General features: G+C 63.8%; 17 protein-coding genes. 13 read left to right on the top strand and 4 right to left on the bottom strand.

From position 1 onward, the window contains the following. Positions 1-2: 2 nt before the first annotated feature. Together EN808_RS02905 and EN808_RS02910 are read right to left on the bottom strand one after the other, a co-directional pair. On the bottom strand, positions 3-1,466 hold the full coding sequence (locus EN808_RS02905) for a phosphatidylserine/phosphatidylglycerophosphate/cardiolipin synthase family protein (protein WP_135915079.1): 1,464 nt from the start codon (positions 1,464-1,466) through the stop codon (positions 3-5). 100 nt (positions 1,467-1,566) lie between these two features. Continuing rightward, positions 1,567-1,782 (bottom strand): FCD domain-containing protein, encoded by a 216-nt coding sequence (locus tag EN808_RS02910; protein ID WP_245525020.1) that lies wholly within the window; start codon positions 1,780-1,782, stop codon positions 1,567-1,569. Between EN808_RS02910 and EN808_RS02915 the strand changes: the two genes are divergently transcribed. The 10 genes from EN808_RS02915 to EN808_RS02965 all read left to right on the top strand — a co-directional run bounded on the left by EN808_RS02915 (position 1,773) and on the right by EN808_RS02965 (position 14,164). Further along, positions 1,773-2,579, top strand: coding sequence for an SDR family oxidoreductase (locus tag EN808_RS02915; RefSeq protein ID WP_135915080.1), 807 nt, complete (start codon positions 1,773-1,775; stop codon positions 2,577-2,579). The two genes, EN808_RS02910 and EN808_RS02915, sit on opposite strands and share 10 nt — an antisense overlap. 11 nt (positions 2,580-2,590) lie before the next feature. Further along, positions 2,591-3,538, top strand: a complete 948-nt coding sequence (locus EN808_RS02920; protein WP_135915081.1) for a 3-hydroxyacyl-CoA dehydrogenase — start codon at positions 2,591-2,593, stop codon at positions 3,536-3,538. Beyond that, positions 3,535-4,497: a 3-keto-5-aminohexanoate cleavage protein gene (locus tag EN808_RS02925; RefSeq protein ID WP_127869839.1), complete on the top strand. Its 963-nt coding sequence runs from the start codon at positions 3,535-3,537 to the stop codon at positions 4,495-4,497. The genes EN808_RS02920 and EN808_RS02925 overlap by 4 nt, the downstream gene beginning before the upstream one ends. Positions 4,498-4,886: 389 nt before the next feature. After that, a complete protein-coding gene (locus EN808_RS02930; RefSeq protein ID WP_127869838.1) occupies positions 4,887-5,081 on the top strand; it encodes a hypothetical protein in 195 nt (64 codons plus the stop codon). 1,289 nt (positions 5,082-6,370) lie between these two features. Beyond that, on the top strand, positions 6,371-6,784 hold the full coding sequence (locus tag EN808_RS02940; RefSeq protein ID WP_245525021.1) for an AraC family transcriptional regulator: 414 nt from the start codon (positions 6,371-6,373) through the stop codon (positions 6,782-6,784). A gap of 210 nt (positions 6,785-6,994) precedes the next feature. After that, the gene (locus EN808_RS02945; RefSeq protein WP_135915083.1) at positions 6,995-11,695 is read left to right on the top strand and encodes a YadA-like family protein; all 4,701 of its coding nucleotides are present in this window, start codon (positions 6,995-6,997) and stop codon (positions 11,693-11,695) included. A gap of 91 nt (positions 11,696-11,786) precedes the next feature. Then, complete coding sequence (locus EN808_RS02950; RefSeq protein ID WP_135915084.1) at positions 11,787-12,335, top strand: invasion associated locus B family protein; 549 nt, start codon at positions 11,787-11,789, stop codon at positions 12,333-12,335. A 13-nt stretch (positions 12,336-12,348) separates the two neighbouring features. Continuing rightward, positions 12,349-13,041 carry a hypothetical protein gene (locus EN808_RS02955; RefSeq protein ID WP_135915085.1) on the top strand — a complete coding sequence of 231 codons (693 nt, stop codon included), beginning with the start codon at positions 12,349-12,351 and terminating at the stop codon, positions 13,039-13,041. Positions 13,042-13,087: 46 nt separating this feature from the next. Next, the gene (locus tag EN808_RS02960) at positions 13,088-13,549 is read left to right on the top strand and encodes a DUF4189 domain-containing protein (RefSeq protein ID WP_027144313.1); all 462 of its coding nucleotides are present in this window, start codon (positions 13,088-13,090) and stop codon (positions 13,547-13,549) included. 66 nt (positions 13,550-13,615) lie between these two features. Then, positions 13,616-14,164, top strand: a complete 549-nt coding sequence (locus EN808_RS02965) for an invasion associated locus B family protein (protein WP_135915086.1) — start codon at positions 13,616-13,618, stop codon at positions 14,162-14,164. A gap of 59 nt (positions 14,165-14,223) precedes the next feature. Here the strand turns inward: EN808_RS02965 and EN808_RS02970 are convergent, their stop codons facing one another. Both EN808_RS02970 and EN808_RS02975 read right to left on the bottom strand, forming a co-directional pair. Further along, complete coding sequence (locus EN808_RS02970) at positions 14,224-15,780, bottom strand: GMC family oxidoreductase (protein WP_135915087.1); 1,557 nt, start codon at positions 15,778-15,780, stop codon at positions 14,224-14,226. Between the two features lie 145 nt (positions 15,781-15,925). Beyond that, positions 15,926-16,702 carry a GntR family transcriptional regulator gene (locus tag EN808_RS02975; RefSeq protein WP_245525022.1) on the bottom strand — a complete coding sequence of 259 codons (777 nt, stop codon included), beginning with the start codon at positions 16,700-16,702 and terminating at the stop codon, positions 15,926-15,928. A 64-nt stretch (positions 16,703-16,766) separates the two neighbouring features. Between EN808_RS02975 and EN808_RS02980 the strand changes: the two genes are divergently transcribed. The 3 genes from EN808_RS02980 (at position 16,767) to EN808_RS02990 (ending at position 19,446) form a co-directional block, all read left to right on the top strand. After that, on the top strand, positions 16,767-17,603 hold the full coding sequence (locus tag EN808_RS02980) for an alpha/beta hydrolase (RefSeq protein ID WP_127870023.1): 837 nt from the start codon (positions 16,767-16,769) through the stop codon (positions 17,601-17,603). Positions 17,604-17,647: 44 nt separating this feature from the next. Next, positions 17,648-18,787 carry an NAD(P)/FAD-dependent oxidoreductase gene (locus EN808_RS02985; RefSeq protein WP_127869832.1) on the top strand — a complete coding sequence of 380 codons (1,140 nt, stop codon included), beginning with the start codon at positions 17,648-17,650 and terminating at the stop codon, positions 18,785-18,787. 68 nt (positions 18,788-18,855) lie between these two features. Continuing rightward, positions 18,856-19,446: an amino acid synthesis family protein gene (locus EN808_RS02990; RefSeq protein WP_127275691.1), complete on the top strand. Its 591-nt coding sequence runs from the start codon at positions 18,856-18,858 to the stop codon at positions 19,444-19,446. Positions 19,447-19,460: the final 14 nt, after the last annotated feature.

Consider the following 19,460-nt stretch of genomic DNA (forward strand, 5'->3'; position numbering starts at 1 on the left):
TCTCAGAGATAGGGCGATCCCAGCCAGAGGATGCGGTCAAACAGGCGGATGATGAAGGGCCGCGCGCGCAAGGAGGCCAGCGTCACTGGAACGGCCGTTTCGATCGTCGATCCGATCCGGGTCTCGATCTCGGTGGCAAAACCCGCGTCGAGGACCTCCAGATCGATCTCGAAGTTGAGCCGCAGCGAACGTGCATCGAGGTTGGAGGACCCGACATAAGCCCATACGCCGTCGATCGAAAGCAGCTTGGAATGATCGAAGGGGCCTTCCGTGCGCCATATGCGGCAATAATTCTTCAGGATCTGGTCGAATTGGGCGGTCATGGCGCGGTCGACGAGGAAGAGGTTGTTCACCGCCGGCACCACGACATCGATCTCGACGCCGCGCCTGGCCGCGGTAACCAGGGCGCTGATCAGTTCCCGGTCCGGCAGGAAATAGGGCGACATCAGGCGTATCGACTTGCGCGCGACCGAGAAGGCGCCGATCAGCAGTTTGTGGTTGGTTTCGTTGCTGGCGTCCGGCCCGGATGCAACCGCACGCACCAGCATCGGCTGGCCAGCGGGCGGTGAAACCGGTGTGATCCGCCAGGCATCGCCCTTCAGCGCCTCCTTGGTGGCGAAGCGCCAGTCTTCCGCGGCGACCGAGAAGAGATCGGCGACAACGGGTCCGGTGACCTGGAAATGCGTGTCCTTGGCGCTGTTCGACCCGGCGAACTCCGCTGAAAAACCCTTGCGGATGTTCATGCCGCCGGTAAAGGCAACCGTGCCGTCGACCACCAGGATCTTGCGGTGGGTCCGCAGATTGGCATAGGGCAAGCGCAGGCCCATGACGATGTTGCCGTTGAAAACATCCGCCGTGATGTTGGCGCGGCGCAGATGCCCCAGGATGCTGGGGACGGAGTAGCGGGCGCCGACGGCATCGATCAGCACACGCACGGTGACGCCGCGCTGGACAGCGCCGGCCAGCGCTTCGACGAAAAGCAGGCCGACCGCGTCATTGTCGAAAATATAGGTCTCGAGCAGGACGCTGCGCTCGGCCCCGTCGATCGCCGCGCACATGGCGGGGTAGGCCTCGTCGCCGCTTTCCAGCACGTCGATTGCATTTCCCGGGTTGAGCGCGCGCCGCGCCACCCTGTCGCCCAGCGTTCTGAGGCCGGTGAACCGCTGTCCATAGCGCTCGATGATCAGCGCCTCTTCGGCGGCGACGTCGCGCTCATGCTTGGCCGACACCAGGCCCTCGGCAAGCGGGCGCTGCGCGCTGATCGTGGCGCGGCGGATGCGGTTGATGCCGGCCACGGCATAGATCAGCACGCCGAGAATCGGCGACAGCACCATGATGCCGACCCAGCCGGTGGCGGCGCGGACGTCCTCCTTGGTCATGACGGCATGGGCAATGCCGATGGTCGCCATCACCACCGAGATGATCGCCAGTATTTGGGGCCAGTGAATCGCCAGGGTCTCGAACATTGCCAGGACTATCCAGCGAGCGCCCGCGGAAGGCAATGCAGCCGGCGATTTCCACACTCACCCATTGGGCTCCGCCGGTGAGAGAACGGCCGGCGCACGGTTATTTGAGCAAGCCAACCAGGACATTGAAAGCGGCGTCGATATCGGCGCGCACCGCGGCCTTGACGGCGTCGCCGTCGCGATCACACAGGGCCGCGAACATCTCCTGATGATGTTCGTTGGCGGTCGAATAGTTTCCCGAATCGTGCAGCATGTTGAAATAGGGGCTGATCTGCAGCCACAGGTTCTCGATGGGAAGGACGGACGATGAGCACAAAGGCACCTGAAACGGCGGCGGAATTTCTGGCCGGCCTCAATGGACAGCGCGTGCTGGTGACAGCAGGCGCCGGCGGCATTGGTCTCGCCATCGCCGACACGCTGTCGCGGCTCGGGGCGCGCATCGTCGTCTGCGACGTGTCCGACGAGGCGCTGGCTGCCGCTCCCGGCAAGATCGATCTGGTGGCCGCGGTCAAGGCCGACGTCTCACGCGAAGACGACGTCGACCGGCTGTTCGAGACGGTCGCCGAAAAGCTCGGCGGGCTCGATGCCCTGATCAACAATGCCGGCATTGCCGGCCCGACCGGCGGCGTCGACGAGATCGAGCCGGACGACTGGCGGCGCTGTCTCGATGTCTGCCTGACCGGCCAGTTCCTGTGCGCGCGGCGCGCCGTGCCGATGATCAAGGCGGCGGGAGGCGGCTCGATCGTCTCGATGTCGTCGGCAGCCGGCCGCCACGGCTATGCTTTCCGCACGCCCTACTCGGCCGCCAAGTTCGGCGTGATCGGCTTCACACAGAGCCTTGCCAAGGAACTCGGGCCGCACGGCATCAGGGTCAATGCCATCCTGCCCGGCATCATCGAGGGTCCCCGCATCGAGGGCGTCATCTCGGCGCGCGCCAGGCAGATCGGCATCAGCCACGAAGAAATGACCGGGCGCTATCTGCAGAACATCTCGCTGCGCCGCATGACCAGCCCTTATGATGTCGCCTCGATGGTCGCCTTCCTGCTTTCGGATGCGGGGATAAACATTTCCGGCCAGTCGCTCGGCGTCGACGGCAATGTCGAAACACTTTGAGGGCAAGATCCATGGCACAGGTTGCGATCGTCGGCAGCGGATTCATCGGGCGGGCCTGGGCGATCAGTTTCGCGCGCGCCGGTCATGACGTCCGCATGTGGGACCAGTCCCGCGCCGCGACCGGCGGCGCGCGCGACTACATAGCCGGTGTGCTCGGCGATCTCGCTGCCAACGACCTGCTGCGGGGACAGTCCGCCGCCACCGTGCTCGATCGCATCACTGTTGCCGCCGAACTCGGCGAGGCGCTGGCCGGCGCGGTCCATGTCCAGGAGAACACGCCGGAAAATCTCGAGGTCAAGCGTGAGGTGTTTTCGCTGATCGACTCTGCTGCCGATCCGCGAGCGGTGATCGCCAGTTCCAGCTCGGCGCTGTTGCCGTCGAAATTCACCGACCATTTGCAAGGGCGGCATCGCTGCCTTGTCATGCATCCGATCAATCCGCCCTACCTCATTCCCGCCGCCGAGGTCGTGCCAGCGCCGTGGACATCGGCCGAGACGCTCGAAAGAACACGCGCCTTCCTCATCGAGGCCGGCCATGCGCCGCTGGTGATGAAGCGCGAACTCGACGGGTTCATCATGAACCGCCTGCAGGGCGCGTTGCTGGAGGAAGCGTTCCGGCTCGTCGCCGACGGATATGCCAGCGTCGAGGACGTCGATATCGGCATCCGCGACGGGCTGGCGCTGCGCTGGTCCTTCATGGGACCGTTCGAGACCATCGACCTCAACGCGCCCGGCGGCGTGCGCGACTATGTCGAGCGTTACCAGGGCATCTATTCCAACATCTTCCCGCAGATGTTGCGCCGGGTCGATTGGGCGGGCGAGGTGATGGAGACGGTCGAGGCCGAGCGCGGCAAACGCCTGCCGAGGGAAAAACTAGGCGAGCGGCAAGTGTGGCGCGATCGCCGGCTGATGGCGCTGGCGGCGCACAAGAAGAAATCGGATCAGGAGTTCGGACAATGAAAGAAACCAGCCGCAAGCCCGGCGCCACGGTGGCCAGGGGCAAGGTCATCATCACCTGCGCGGTGACCGGAGCGATCCACACGCCGACCATGTCGCCCTATCTGCCGATCACGCCGGACCAGATCGCGTCGGAAGCGATCGCGGCGGCCGAGGCGGGAGCGGCAATCCTGCACCTGCATGCCCGCGATCCCGAGACCGGCAGGCCCGACCAGACGCCGGAGGCGTTTGCCCGCTTCCTGCCGCGCGTCAAGCAAGGCACCAATGCCGCCATCAACATCACCACCGGCGGCAGTCCCTACATGAAGGTCGAGGAGCGGGTGAAGCCGGCCGCTCAGTTCAAACCGGAAGTGGCCTCGCTCAACATGGGTTCGATCAATTTCGGGCTCTACCATCTCGCCGACAAATACGAGACCTTCAAATTCGACTGGGAAAAGCCGCATCTGGAAGCGACGCGCGATCTCGTCTTCCGCAATTCGTTCAAGGACATCGAATACATTCTGGCGACTTGCTACGACAACGGCACGCGCTTCGAGTTCGAGTGCTACGACATCGCGCATCTCTACAACCTTTCCCATTTCGCCGATCGCGGGCTGGTGAAGCCGCCCTTCTTCGTGCAGTCGGTGTTCGGCCTGCTTGGGGGCATCGGCACGCATCCGGAGGATGTCGCCCATATGAAGCGCACCGCCGACCGCTTGTTTGGCGACCAGTTTCGCTGGTCGGTGCTCGGCGCCGGCGCCAGCCAGTTGCGCATCGCCGCGCAGTCGGCGGCGCTTGGCGGCAACATCCGCGTCGGGCTGGAGGACAGCCTGTGGGCCGGCAAGGGCAAACTCGCCAAATCGAATGCCGAGCAGGTCGTGCTGGCGCGCAAGATCATCGAAGGGCTTGGCATGGAAGTGGCGACACCGGACGAGGCGCGCGAAATCCTGTCATTGAAGGGCGGCGACCAGGTCGCCTTCTGACGCGGCCCGCTGCCGCGCTTTCCCGGGACGGCGTCCTGCGCGGCAGCCTATTCGCCATCACCGGCCTTGGGCGTCGTCGACCGTCACGAGGCGACGCGCGGCAGCAAGCGCGTCGTTGATCGCGAGAGTCTCCGCCGCGAAGCATTGCTCTCCCGTTACAGCGGGCGGTCATTCGAGCGTTCAGCAATTGGTCGATCAAGCGTCGACAGAGTTCCCTTTGGAAAGCCCACCCTGACCCGTGGGAAAGCATAGATCCGGGGTGATCCGGCATCGTCCTGTGCTGCCTTGGTTCGCTGGGGCTTCCTGTTCTTTGGTACCACATCTATTGTATATCAGAGGGAATGAAATTACCGATGTAACACTTCGATTGAAGGCGAGGGGGGCGCCGAATGATGACTTTCAACTTCCGGGGGCCACCCGCGGGCGACGGCGATATGTCGGCCGAATGCCAGGACCAGTTGCTGCCTCTCATCAATGAGATCGTCCAGGCGGCGGTGGCCGCCGGCTGGAATCGGGACGACGTTCTTCTGGCTTTCGTGGAACTCGCCTGGGATCTGTACGAGAAACGGCGCGGTGATCTGTAGCAGCGGCCGCCGATAACCGGATCCACACCGCAGGCGTCGATCTCGCGGACAGGTTATGATCCGCGCAGGCTGCGCCAACGGCCTCAATCAGTCGTTGACGAGAATACAGGATCGCATGACCGATCGTGTCGGGACCGATCGGCGAAACTCCGGATGACGAGGCGTCGCACCAGGCGAAAATGAACGCTCGTCAACTCCTATTCGCTGGCCATTTTTTCTTTCTTTCCTCGAATAAAGATTTTTCTTTGCGCGTGGGAGTTCTTCCCAAGCCAAGGTGTGTGCGTTACGCTGCGTTCGGGTCGGGAAAAGGGTATTCGAAGTAGCGTCGATACGGCTGAGGCAGCGCGAATGAACAATGCGGACGAGGCTCGGGAAAGCGGCGTTTCCCGAGGCATCGATCGGGAGCGGACAGCTCGATACGTCCTGGACATCATTCCTGAAAGTGCCGGTCCGCGAAGGGCCACCGCGCAAGGAAGCGTGATCTATTCCGTTCGCGGGCCAGGCTCGCAGGCATTCCCGGCCAAGGAACACTCCGTAGGCATTCGTGCTTGCGCCCATACGCAAGTTGAGGGCCTCGCTCGGCAGCGACAAGCTCCAGCAATACGATGCGCCGGTCGGGTGTCTCGTCATCAATCCCGCCGGCGTGGACAGCAATCTTGCCTAGTCCGCGACCAGGGAAAATGCCCTGGTCTCCATCTCTCCCGAAGCGCTGTCGGCTTTGGCTGCTCATGAGTTCGACATCGGCGATCCTCGCCGGGTTTTCGGATCAAAGTCATTTAGCCGCCGCCATGAAGAAACACAGGGGAAGGACACCAACCGGTTATGCTTCCGCCAGAAACTGAGGCGCTTCTGCGCCTGCAACCGGAAACGATTACGGCCAGGAGTCCAAGAGAAAACCGGACGGCTTCGCCGGGAGAGCCGCGCCGCGCGGTATGGCAAAGCCGCCCCATCAGGTGCCCGGGGCTCGGAGACCGGGATTTCCTGCAAGGAAATCGGTGTTCTGCAAAATACGTCCATCGCGAATGCGCCCATGGTCGAGGCGAGAAATTGATCGATGCGCCCGGATGCTTCGAGGATTGCCACCGGCATGGATGTCGAGGGGAGTGGGATATCTCTTGCCGGCTCGCCCTCACCACCGTCCGTCCGGCTTGTTCGAACAATTCCACCGGCCCGGACAATTCCCCCGGTAATGGCGGTCCAGACTGGTCCATCACGATTTATTTTTCCGGGAACCGCGTGGACGCCGCCAAGGTTTGGCTTGCGCAGGGACCCCTCAGGAGGCCGAAACGGTGCGGCGCGATGATGCCCCCCCAAGATGGATTGCGGATGTGGTGAGACAGCCGCTGGCGAATGTAAAAGGCGGGCTTTCCGCCAGCAGTGCGGGCAAGGTGCGGGGCTTCCTGGATGAGAACTTCTCGCGCAAGCTGGCGATTTCCGAGATGGCCGCGGTCTGCGGGCTTTCATCCTATCACTTCGTGCGGGCCTTCTCGCGGACGTTCGGGATGCCGCCGCATCAGTATATTCTCGATCTGCGGCTGGATTTTGCGGAGAGACTGCTTGCCGAGAGCAGCCTGGCGATCGCCGACATTGCCCATCTCAGCGGTTTCTCGAGCCAGAGCCATTTCACCACCATGATGAAGAAATACCGGCATGTAACGCCACTGCGGTCGCGCTCGAACAAGCTTATCTCGAAGACCAGGTGACGGATAGGCTGCGGCATATCTTGGAAATATAGGTGATACCTATTAAAGTTCCGGCTAAAGTAATAAGCCGTTAACCTCTGCCGAGTTGTTCCGCGATTTTTTCTTACGACACAGCAAGATCGTGAAATACCGCGCACAAGAATCATGTCTTTCTGCCGCTTGGGGGAATTGTCTGACATTTTCATGCCGACTGGCGCGCTGAGAGGGACCATGACCGACAATTGCATCTCACGTCACTCGTTTGTCCAGCATCGCGCCGCGCTTTTCGCCAGTCACTGGATCGCGAATGCCGATCCTCGCTCCCGCTCGGCCCGGCGCCGCCTGATGGCTGTACTGCGCATGGCGTCCCGCGTTCTAGGCATGCGTCGTAAAGATCGGGGTATCGGTGCGATTGGGGCTGTTTTCGGCGTCTTGGGGCTGGTTATTGCGCCTCAGGCATTTGGCCAAGTTATTCCAGGCGGTAACTATACAGCGGGCGCCGGAACGGCGAGTGGTGCCAACGGCATCGCGATCGGTTGCACAGGATATACGGCCACCGTCGGAGCGCCGACGGGAGGCATGGCCATCGGCTGCCGAGCGATTTCCAACGGGAATAATTCAGTTGCGATCGGAGTCGATGCGCAAACCCAAGGCGGCGGGGCTGTCGCCATGGGTCAAGGATCCGCGGCGACCGCGCAGAATTCGACTGCCGTAGGCAACTTCGCTGCTGCGAGCGGGCTGCGCGCGAGCGCTTTCGGCACAAACACCGTTGCGTCCGGATTGGATTCTCTCGCCCAAGGCAGCTTCGCCGCCGCTGGCGCCCAGAACGCAGTGGCTCTCGGCTTCCAGGCACAAGCCACGCAGCTAAATTCGGTCTATCTCGGTTCGCGCACCGTTGCTGGAACAGGAGCGCTGGCACAGAGCGCCATCGGCATCGGCACGGATGTTACAGCATCCCAGGTCGACGCCATCGCGGTCGGACGTTCATCCGTTGCGTCGGCTCAATATTCGGTGGCTCTCGGCCTGAGCGCAAAAGCCACCGGCGCCGGCGGCGCGATGGCGCTGGGCCAGGGCACGATCTCGAGTGGCACCAATTCGGTTGCGATCGGCGTTCAGGCCAGTGCCACCTTGGCCGGCGCCAATGCTTTGGGTACCTTCTCAGTCGCTTCGGGAGGTAACTCCACGGCGGTCGGCACCAGTTCCACCGCCAGCGGCGCCAATTCGTTCGCCGGAGGCTGGGGATCTGTCGCCAGCGGTGCCAATTCCACTGCCGTAGGACGTCAGGCCGCCGCGATCGGCACAAGCGCCACGGCGATGGGTGATGCAGCCAAGGCCTGGGGCAACCAGTCCATCGCATTCGGCGTGAACGCGCAGGCAGGCGTTCAGGCCAACACGGCCCTGCCCAACAGCATCGCGATCGGCACCAATTCGCTTGCTTCCGGCGGCTTCGGCGTCGCGCTCGGCCAGGCCACTCAGGCCACTGCCGACTTTAGCACGGCAGTCGGCAATGGGGCCGTTGCCAGCGGCGCAAACGCCTCCTCATTCGGCGTCCTGGCCAGCGCGACGGCAAATAATACCCTCGCCGCCGGCGTCAACGCCGGTGCCAGCGGAGCCGGCAGTACCGCTCTCGGCAGTGGTGCCCGAACCACCGCCGTGAATGCCGTCGCTGTCGGCGCTGGGACGAGCGCGTCCGGGATAAACTCCGTCTATATCGGCCAGACCAGTTTTGCGACGAGCGCCAGCGGACAGAGCGCCATCGCCGTCGGCACGGACGTGACGTCATCCGGGGACGACGCCCTTGCGATGGGGCGTGAAAGCGCGGCGACTGCAACCAACGCCATCGCGGTCGGTCTCCAGTCTTCCGCTGATACCGCCGACTCCGTCGCCATCGGCACCAGGGCGATCGCGACCGGGGGGAAGGCTGTCGCAATCGGCGCAGACAACGTTGCTTACGGCGACGGCGCGGTGGCCATCGGCGATCCTAGCTTCGCCAGCGGCACCGGCGCCTTTACCGGCGGCGCCAACAACATCGCCAACAGCGACGGCACGGCAACCGCCACCGCGGCCAATACGGCCAACGGTGCTGTCGCCATCGGCAACAGCAACAAGGCGATCGGGCAAGGCTCCGTCGCGCTGGGCAACGGCTCCACTGCGGGTGCCGCCGGCCTCGCCGGCAATGTCGCGCTCGGCAACGGTGCGGCGGCGGCGGCAAGCTCCGGCGACGTGGCGCTCGGCTCGGGTTCGGTGACCGTGGCCGCAGTCGGCACGGCCAGCGCCGTGATCAACGGCACGACCTATGCATTCCAGGGCATCAATCCGACCTCGACGGTCAGCATAGGCGCGGTCGGCGCGGAGCGAACGCTCACCAATCTGGCGGCGGGGCGCATCAGTTTGACCTCGACCGACGCGGTCAACGGCTCGCAGCTCTTCGCCACCAACCAGGCGGTCGACGCTATCGGCACCACGCTCAACAACATCAACGTCGGCGGCGGCGTCAAATATTTCCATGCCAACTCGACCTTGGCGGATTCCCAGGCCCTTGGAACGGATTCTGTCGCCGTCGGCCCCAATGCGGTGGCCAACAACGCCGGCGACGTCGCGATCGGCCTGAATTCGACGTCCGGCGCGACAACCAATGTCGGCGGCACCACGATCGGCGGCGTCAACTACACCTTCGCCGGTGGCGCGCCGGCCGGCGCCTTCTCTGTCGGTTCGGCCGGCGCCGAGCGCCAGATCCAGAATGTCGCGGCCGGTCAGTTGAACGGCGGTTCGACCGACGCCGTCAATGGTTCGCAGCTCTTCGCCACGAACCAGCAGGTGACGCAGAACACGACCGACATTGCCAATATCGGCAGCGGCGTGACCAATCTCGGCAACACGATCAACAACATCGCCGGCGATACCTCGACCGCCTATACCGATGCCAACGGCATCGGTATCCGCTACGCCCGCACCAACGAGGCCGGGCTGGCGCAAACGGACTCCTTCGCACAGGGCGTCGGCTCCACGGCCGTCGGCTACCAGGCGACCGCGACCGGCGTCAGCGGGCTGGCGCTCGGCCGCGACAGCGCGGCCAGTATCGACGGCAGCGTGGCACTCGGTTCGGGCTCGGTGTCCGATCGCGCGATCGCTCCCGCTTCCGGTCAGATCGCCGCCGGTCCGTCGAACTTCATCCAGTACAACACCACCGACAAAGTGCTGCTCGGCGCCGTTTCGGTCGGTACCGCCACCTCCTACCGGCAGATCACCAACGTCGCCGACGGCACGCAGGACCAGGACGCCGTGACCGTGCGCCAGCTGGCGGGGGCCATCGCGGCTGTCTCTGCTACCTCGACGAAGTATTTCCATGCCAATTCGACCGCTGGCGATTCGCTGGCGGTCGGAGCGGAATCGGTCGCGGTCGGTCCGACCACGGTCGTCAACGGAGACAATGGCGTCGGCATCGGCAATGGCGCCATCGTCGACCAGACGGCGCCAGGCGGCACGGCCATCGGCCAGAACGCTCATGTGATGCTGGCCGACGGCATCGCGCTCGGCACCGACTCGACCGCATCGGGCATCCAGTCGGTGGCGCTCGGCGCCGGCGCCCAGAGCACCTTCGCCAACAGCGTCGCATTGGGTGCGTCGTCAACCACCACGGTTGGCGCGCAGGCCGGCTACGCCGCCTTTGGCCTGACCGCTCCGCAGACTTCGGCCGGCGAAGTGTCGATCGGCGCCGCGGGCGCCGAGCGCAAGCTCACCAATGTCGCGGCGGGCTCGGCCGAGACCGATGCCGTCAACGTCTCGCAGTTGCGCGGCGTCTCGCAAAACGTTTCCAACCTGTTCGGCGGCGGCACCACGGTCAATCCCGACGGCTCGATCACCGGCCCGACCTACACCATCCAGGGCAACAATTATTCGACCGTCTTTGATGGTTTCACTGCCGTCGACAATGCGCTGACCAACATCAACAATGGCGGTGGCATCAAGTATTTCCACGCCAATTCGACGCTGGCCGACTCCACCGCCAGCGGCACCGACAGCGTTGCGATCGGGCCGGCCAGCGTGGCCAGCGGCACCAACAGCCTTGCCGCCGGCAATGGCTCGACAGCCACGGGGCAGGGCGCCGTCGCGCTCGGCCAAGGCGCCAAGGCCAACAACGCCAGCGATGTGGCGCTCGGTTCGGGTTCGGTGTCGCAGACCGCCGTCGGCACGTCCAGCACGGTTATCAACGGCAAGACCTACGCCTTCGCCGGCACGACCCCGACCGGGACCGTCAGCGTCGGCGATGCCGGAACCGAGCGGACGATCACCAATGTCGCCGCCGGGCGCGTTTCCTCCGGCAGCACCGATGCGATCAACGGGTCGCAGCTCTACGCCACCAACACGGCGATCGAGGACCTGACCAAGACGATCGGCGGCATCGGCGGCACCGTCCAGAACACCGTGCAATACGACACCGTGAACAATCCGGACGGATCGACGACCAAGACCAACAAGATAACGCTGCAGGGCGGCGACCCAAATGCACCTGTCGTCATCTCCAATGTCGGCCCCGGCGTTACCGGCACCGACGCGGTCAACGTCAACCAGCTGAACCTGAACCTGGCTCAGAGCAAGACCTATACCGACCAGGTAGCGGTCACGACGTTGCAGCAGGCCAACAATTATACCGACCAGAAGCTCAGCCAGCTGAATTCCGACATCAGCGGCATCAGGGACGAAGCACGGCAGGCGGCGGCAATCGGACTGGCGGCAGCCTCGCTGCGCTACGACGACCGTCCCGGCAAGCTGAGCGTGGCGGCCGGCGGCGGCTTCTGGAGGGATTCGAGCGCCTTTGCCTTCGGCGCCGGCTACACCAGCGAGGATGGCCGCATCCGCGGCAATTTGTCGGGCACGGCGGCGGGTGGAAATGTCGGTGTAGGCGCCGGCCTGAGCTTCACCTTGAACTGAGGCGGACAACAGGGCGGCAATGAAAAGGCGAACCGGCCATGACAGGCTAGACGCAGACTCGGGAAAGCCGTTTGGCTTTCCCGGATTTGCCATGGCATGCCTGACCTGCCTGGCGCTTGCCGGCGGGCTGGCGCCGGCTGCCGGGCAGGTGGCTTCGCCCTACAGGATCAAGCCCTCCGAGGTGGTCGTGCCTCCCGACGTGAAGCTCGGACAATACCAGCGCACCATCCGTCCCTTCGAGAACTGGACGCTGATCTGCGACGAGAACCTCAAGGCGCGCAAGAAAGTCTGCAATGTCTCGCAGGTGATCGAGGACGGCGCCGGCAAGATGGCGTTCAGCTGGTCGCTCGCCGCCACCCAGGACGGCAAGCCCTACATGATCCTGCGCACCGCGCCGAACGCCAGGAGCGATGGGCTTGTGTCGCTGAAGTTCGATGGGCGCGCCGAGCCGATCGACGTGCATCTGAACGGCTGCAACGAAATGGTCTGCGTCGGCATGCTGCCGGTGGGACCCCTGATGCGCCAGGAGATAGCGCAGAAGGCGACGCCGGCGATTTCCTATCCGACCGTCGATGGCCAGACCATTACCGTCACCGCAACGCTCAAGGGGCTGTCCGAGGCCCTTGCGCCAATCAAATAGCCGAGGCAGCACCGTGAGCCAGCAAGACCCGTTCATCTCCGCGACGCGCAGCAATCCGACCGTCGAGCCGGATCGGCGACGGGTCGTCGAGCCGGACCGCAAGAGAACCGTCGAGCCGCCGCGGCGGTGGCCGCGCGTAATTGGATTTTCGCTGCTGGGGCTGGCCATGATGGGCATTGGCTTCGCCGGCGCGAACTATGCCGCGATCGCCGGTCTGGTCGGCAGCCCGACGGCCGCTCAGGCCGAGGCGGCCGCCGCTCCCGCACTGCCGGACTCGCCCTTCCTCCAGCACGTCAAGCAGGCCGGCGTGCAGGCCTGCTCGACCATCTTTCCGGTGCTCGGACAGCTTTTGACGACCGGCGCGAAGTACAGCGTCAAATCCCTGTGGAACGACCAGGCCGCCGACAAGCACGCCGTCCAGGCCTTTGTCGGCATGGACTATGCCACCGACCGTTACAGCGGGCCGGCCGCCGGCGTGGTCTTCGCGTCACCCACCGCTTCGGGTTGCGAGGGCGCCATGGTGCGGGTGGCGCCGTTCGCAAGTCCGTGCGCCGACATTCCGTCCATTCTTCCGCAAGGCAGCAAGATCACGGATCATCTCGGACAGGTCGAAGTGTACGAGCTTGGCGGCAACACGGGCGAAGCGCTTCTGCTGCCGACGGGCAACACATGCGTGGTGATTTCCATCGCATCGGCGGCCAAGTGAGGATGTCAGGCGAATGGGCGAGACGCCCTGGAAAGGATTGCGGACCATGAAGTCGCGACGTTTGACAGTCTTGTGCATGGCCTTGCTGTGGAGCGGGCAGGTGGTCTCGGCCGATCTGGTGGAGCCGTCCGAGCCGCCACAGGAGGAGAAAGGCATCTGGGCGGCAATCGCCTACTCCCAGACCGATACCAAGTACGGCTTCTTCTGGGGCGCCGACAAGCGGCAGGAAGCGAAGGACATTGCGCAGAAATATTGCGAGAATGCCGGTGGAAAAGCCTGCAATGTCGTTGCCGTGTTCCGCAATCACCGCCATTGGACGGACGACGACGAGACCGGATTTCCCTACAAGCATTGCGGCGCGCTCGCCGTGGCCGACAAGGTGGAGCACCGGTTCACTCCCTGGGGCGTGAACTCGGCCGAGACCCGCCGGGAGGCGGAGGACCTCGCGCTGCAGGCCTGCGAGGCAGGGGGGATCCAATGCAAGATCCGCGAATGGGTCTGTACGTGAGAATAACGGCGTCTCGAAGCCGACACTTTGGGCATTTGCCCGGCACCGAAGAGAAGGCCGCATTCATTGGTTCGTAGACATTTTTCGCTGAAGGCAGCCGCCATCTGCGCGGCGACCTTCTCCGCTTCGCTACCGGCTGCTTTCGCCCAACAGCAGCAGGCTGGGTCGCTTCCGAATGGCGCGTCGTCGCTCCAGGAAACCTATCAGGACTGGCAGCTGGCCTGCGTCATACAGGACAATGCCCGAGTCTGCACGGTCACGCAGGACCAGACGCAGAAAAACGGCCAGAGGCTTCTGGCCGTGGAGTTGCGCGCGGCGCAGAAGGGCGGATTGATCGGAACCTTGCTGCTGCCCTTCGGCATCCTGTTCGATCCCGGCGTGGCGGCCCAGATCGACGACCAGCCGCCCGTCGGGCCGTTGAAGTTCAGGACCTGCCTGCCGAATGGCTGCGTGGCGCTGTTTCCGATCGACCGGGCGCTGATGCAGAAGCTCAAGGCAGGCAGCGAGCTCAAGCTCGACGTCACCACCGCGGCCGAGACCACGCTGAGTTTTCCGGTGTCGCTGAAAGGCCTTGGCGCCGCCCTCGACCGCATGGTTGCGCTCAGCGCGCGTTGAGGAGCATGGCGACAGCGGCCCGAGCCTTGTAGCGAAGGAACGAACGCGCAGCCCTCGGATCAAGACGGCAGGATTTTCCGGCGAGCGAAGGTCTCGGCGATCGCGAGAGCCGCGGCGTGTATCGGTCCCGCGGTGAGACTGGGCATGACCGACGCGTCAACGACAAAAAGATTGTCGAGCGCCTTGAGCCGCAGATCCGCATCGACGACGGCGTCCGGGTCCTTGCCCATCCTGCAAGTGCCACAGGGATGGTGGTGTGTAATGACCGACCGCGCGATGAAGTCGTCCATTTCAGCCGTACTGTTCAGGGTGCCTGGCAGGAGCTCGCGCTCTCGCCAGCCGGCGAGTTCATCTCGATGTCCGATTGCCCGGGCTGCCTCGAGCGCCTGGCGAAACAGCGCGCGGTCCCGATCGCTTTGCAGGTATGCGGGGTCGATGATCAATCGATCGTCGAGTTCCGGCCCGCTTATGCGCAGGCTGCCGCGGCTCGTCGGATGGGTGATCCCGAACAGCAGCGAATATGCCGTGCCAGCGGCCGGCGCCAGAAAGCGTTCGGACACGATCGGCGCGACGCCGCAACCAACGACAATTTCGGGCCGGCCCGTACCGGTAAACCCCTCGGCCCTCATATAGGCCATCGACTCCGAGTGCTGGAGGCGCGAGGGAGGAACAGGTTTGCGGGCCGCATAGAGGTTGCCGGCACCAAGCAGGTGGTCCTGAAGGTTTCGGCCGATCTCCGGCATATCGATCACGCAGCTGACGCCCGCGGCGTCGAGTATATCGTGCGGGCCGATGCCCGAGCGCATCAGCAAGGCCGGACTTTCCAGCGCGCCGGCGCAAAGCACGATTTGATCCGCAAGGATTTCGACCCGACCCTGCCGCCCCACGACCTCGAGGCCGCGGACCTGATTGCCCTCCAACTTGAGCCGCCGCACCCGCGATCCCGTAAGAATGGTCAGGTTCTTGCGGCTTCGAACCGCCGGCGTGAGCCAGGCGTCGGCCACCGTGACCCGCTGACCGTCTCGAATGTTCAAGGAGTTCGGGGTGACGCCGATCATCTGCCCGCTGTTGTGACCTTCGAGACGCGGCAGGCCGAGCGAAGCGCCGGCTTCGATGAACGCGCGTGCGACCGGACTTACCTCGTCCGTTGGCAAATGGACGGGCATCGGCCCGCCCTTGCCGTAAAGGCCGTTGCCACCGAGCGGGTGATCCTCGATAGCCTGAAACGCGGGCAGCAATCCATCCCAGCTCCACCTGTCATCGCCGGTCGCGTCGACCCATGCCTGGAAGTCGAGGGGATGGCCGCGCATGTAGCCCATCGCATGCAGGCAACTCGAGCCGCCCACCAACCGCCCGCGCGCCCAGTGATGCACCCGGCCCGCAGTCCCGGTTTGCGGCTCCGTGCGATAGTCCCAATCGTAGCTGCGCCCCTGAAGCGCCGGCCAGGCGGCGGGGTTCCAGATGTCGGGGTCCGCCGCCTCTTCGCCCGCCTCGATCAGCAGAACGCGACTGTCCGGCTCTTCACTCAGTCGTGCTGCAAGCAACGCGCCAGCCGACCCGCCGCCGACGATGACGATATCGGCATCCGCTCTGCGCTCGACATTGGCACTGGTCATCATCACTCCATCTGCCGGCTTCGACGGCCGGCATGTCTAACCCCGACGGGGTGAGCCCCGCCTGATTCGCGTTCGGCGGACCCTCGATCCGCAACGTCATGAAGGATTTCGAGTTTTCAGACGGAGCAACCGCCTTCCGAAAAACTCAAATCGCGCTGTCCATGGACATCTTCGCTGCCGCTTTCGCCTTCAACAGGTGATTCTTCGAGGCTTTGCGCGCGGCCTTCTCATCGCCGGCGGCGATGGATTCGAATATCTCCTTCATCTCCGCCAGGCTGCTTTGTGCCCGGCCTTCCAATGACATCGATCGTCCTCGAAAGAAGCTGATCCTGGCCACCAGGCCGCGATGGACTTCCTCAAGAATGGGATTCCCGCAATTCGAGAGTATGATCGAATAGAAGTCCGCGGCGGTCGTGACCTGCGCCAGGCTGTCATTGCTGGATGCCGCCTCTTCGAACGCGGAAAGAGACTTCTCGAGTTCAAGCAACTGCTCCGGGGAAATTCTCGACGCGCATCGTCCCGCCGCCTCGACTTCCAGCAGCTCTCGAACCTCGTAGATGGCGGTTGCCACCTCCCACGAAAGTGACGGTATTGATGGCCCGCGGTTGGGTACAATCTCGATCAGGCGCTCGGCCTCGAGACTGCGCAAAGCTTCCCTCAGCGACGGGCGACTGATGCCGAGCTGTGTGCACAGCTGACTTTCGATGAGGCGGCTTCCCGGCTGGAACACTCCGGAGAAGATAGCGAGCCGTAACTTGTCGACGGTCTCCCGCTGCACCGTCCGTGGCGAAATCCGCAAATTCAAATCTGGAGGCATGGGCAACGTCTCATAGGTTTGAGTCGCAATCTCCGCGGCACCATACGCGACGCGGTGGAAAATAGCCAGATTGTCAAATCTGAAGATTGCAAGAATGTCAGACAATCTTCTTGACGTGCTCCCGGCTGTATGATCCTTTTGAAGGAGACGGGCAGTGATGGTGAGGATCATGAACATGGCGGCAGAGATAGCTTGCGACCCATTTGGCTCGCGACGCATCGACACCGGCAGCATCGCCTTGAACGTGCGCGAGACGGGCAACGGCCCGTTGATGCTGTTTTTCCACGGCATAACCTCCAACTCGGCGGTCTTCACGCCGTTGATGGCTCGGCTCTCGGATCGTTTCACGACCGTAGCTGTCGACCAGAGGGGGCATGGCCTCAGCGACAAGCCGGAAAGCGGCTACGAGGCGAATGACTATGCTGACGACATTGCCGGCCTGATCCGCACGCTCGACCGGGGTCCTGCCATCCTCGTCGGACATTCGCTTGGCGCGAGGAACTCCGTCACCGCCGCCGTGAGATATCCGGATCTGGTGCGCTCGGTCGTCGCAATCGATTTCACGCCATATATCGAGACCGAGGCGCTTGATGCGCTGGAAGCCCGCGTGAATGCGGGAAGCCAGCTTTTCCAGGATATCGATGCCGTCGAAGCCTATCTTGCCGGCCGCTATACCAACATTCCCGCCGCTGCCATCAAGATCCGAGCCGAGAGCGGCTATCATCGGGTCGACGGCGGGCTGCGGCCATTGGCGTCGCCCGAGGCCATGGCCCGGACAGCCAAGGGCCTGCGATCAGACCTGGCGCCCGCCTATCGGGACGTGACGAAGCCCGTCCTCATCGTTCGGGGCGAGGCGAGCAAATTGGTTTCGGCGGCGGCGCTTGCAAAAACAAGCCGGTTGCGGCCGGATCTGCCCGTGGTCGTCGTTCCGGGCGCCGACCATTACGTCAACGAGGTTTCTCCCGAGATCACGTTGAAAGCCATCACGAATTTCATCGACGCCTGACGGCCCAGCACGCCGTCTTCTTGTACGCAGCATCAGGATAGAAAATGGCCAATGTAAACAGAACCCAGGGTAAGGCGCGCCGTGCCGAGGTCGCTGGCGGCGGCTTTGCCGGCCTGACAGCCGCCATCGCTCTCAGGCAAAACGGCTGGGACGTCAGGCTGCACGAAAAGAGCTCGGAGCTCCGGGCATTCGGCGCGGGTATCTATCTCTGGCACAATGGCCTTCGCGTGCTGGAGGGACTGGGCGCCCTGGATGATGTTCTCCAAGGTTCGCACACGCCTCCCACCTACGAGACCTGGATGCACAACAAGTCGGTTTCCAAGGAGACGTTCAACGGTCTGCCCTGGCGCATCATGACCCGCAGCCATCTGCATGATGCCCTGGTCAACCGCGCCCGTGCGCTGGGCGTCGACATATCGGTCAATTCGGAGGCGGTCGCCGCCGATCCGGAAGGCCGCCTGACACTTCAAACCGGCGAGGTGCTCGAAGCCGACCTGATCGTCGGCGCCGACGGCGTCGGCTCGAAGGTCAGGGATTCCATCGGCTTCAAACAGGACCGATGGGTTTCCAAAGATGGCCTCATCCGGCTGATCGTTCCTCGCAAGAAGAAGGAACTCGGCCACGGCGAGTGGGACAACACCATCGACATGTGGAACTTCTGGCCACGGGTTCAGCGCATCCTCTATTCGCCCTGCAACGAGAATGAGCTCTATCTCGGCCTCATGGCACCGGCCGCCGACCCGCGCGGATCGCAGGTTCCGATCGACCTTGAAGTCTGGGTCGAGATGTTTCCTTTCCTGGAGCCCTGCCTGATCGAGGCGGCGAAGCTGAAAACCGCCAGGTACGACAAGTACGAAACGACCAAGCTGGACAGCTGGACAAGAGGCAAGGTCGCCCTCGTGGGCGATGCCGCTCATGCGATGTGCCCGGCTCTTGCCCAGGGCGCCGGTTGCGCGATGGTCAATGCCTTCAGCCTCTCGCAGGACCTGGAGGCGGGCTCTTCGGTCGAGGACGCGCTCGTCGCGTGGGAAAAGCGCATTCGCCCGATCACCGATCGCTGCCAGGCGCTGTCCGGCGACTACGCGGCGAACCGCTCGCTCTCGAAGGGAAACATGTTCACGCCGGCAGCTTTGGAAGCGGCCCGCTACGACCCGCTGCGCGGCGTCTTCTCATGGCCGCAGTAAGCTCGGACCAGCGGTCAACGAATTAATCGGCGCGTGCGGAAACCGTGCGCACCCTTCAGGAGATAAAGATGAACTATTCCAGTGAAGTCGAACGGGACTATGACGTCAGGGGTTGGTACGCCTCGGTCCAGGAAAGCCGGCATGACGGCGGCCAGCCTGGCGAGACCCTCGTCAAAGTCGCGACTGGCGTCGTCATACGCAATCCGTATGCCGGAAAGTTCGTCGCCGAACTGTCCGAGCTGACGAATCCGAGCTCAGCCATCGGTCATGCGCTCGGTGAGCGGGCCGTGGCGCTGCTCGGCAACAGGCCGGTCGAAAGCTATGGCAAGGGCGGTATCGCGGGCACATCAGGCGAACAGGAGCATGTCGTCGCCTGCATCACCACGGTGTTCGGAGATCCGCTGCGGCAGCAGGTCGGGGGCGGCAAGGCCTGGATTTCGTCGGTCAGCAAGGTCGCCGCCGCCGGCACATCCATCGATATCCCGCTTGCCCACAAGGACGAGCTCTACATCCGTTCCCACTATGATGCGGTCACCTTTTCCGTGCCGGATGGCCCGCGCCCCGATGAGCTTTTGATCTGCGTCGCCGTCGCATCGGGTCCGCGCGTGCATCAGCGCGTCGGAGGCAAAACCGTCGCCGACCTCAAGGTCGGTGTCTAGTTCGATCGAAATTG

This window comes from Mesorhizobium sp. M8A.F.Ca.ET.165.01.1.1, from assembly GCF_004792065.1.
Classification (GTDB): Bacteria; Pseudomonadota; Alphaproteobacteria; order Rhizobiales; family Rhizobiaceae; genus Mesorhizobium.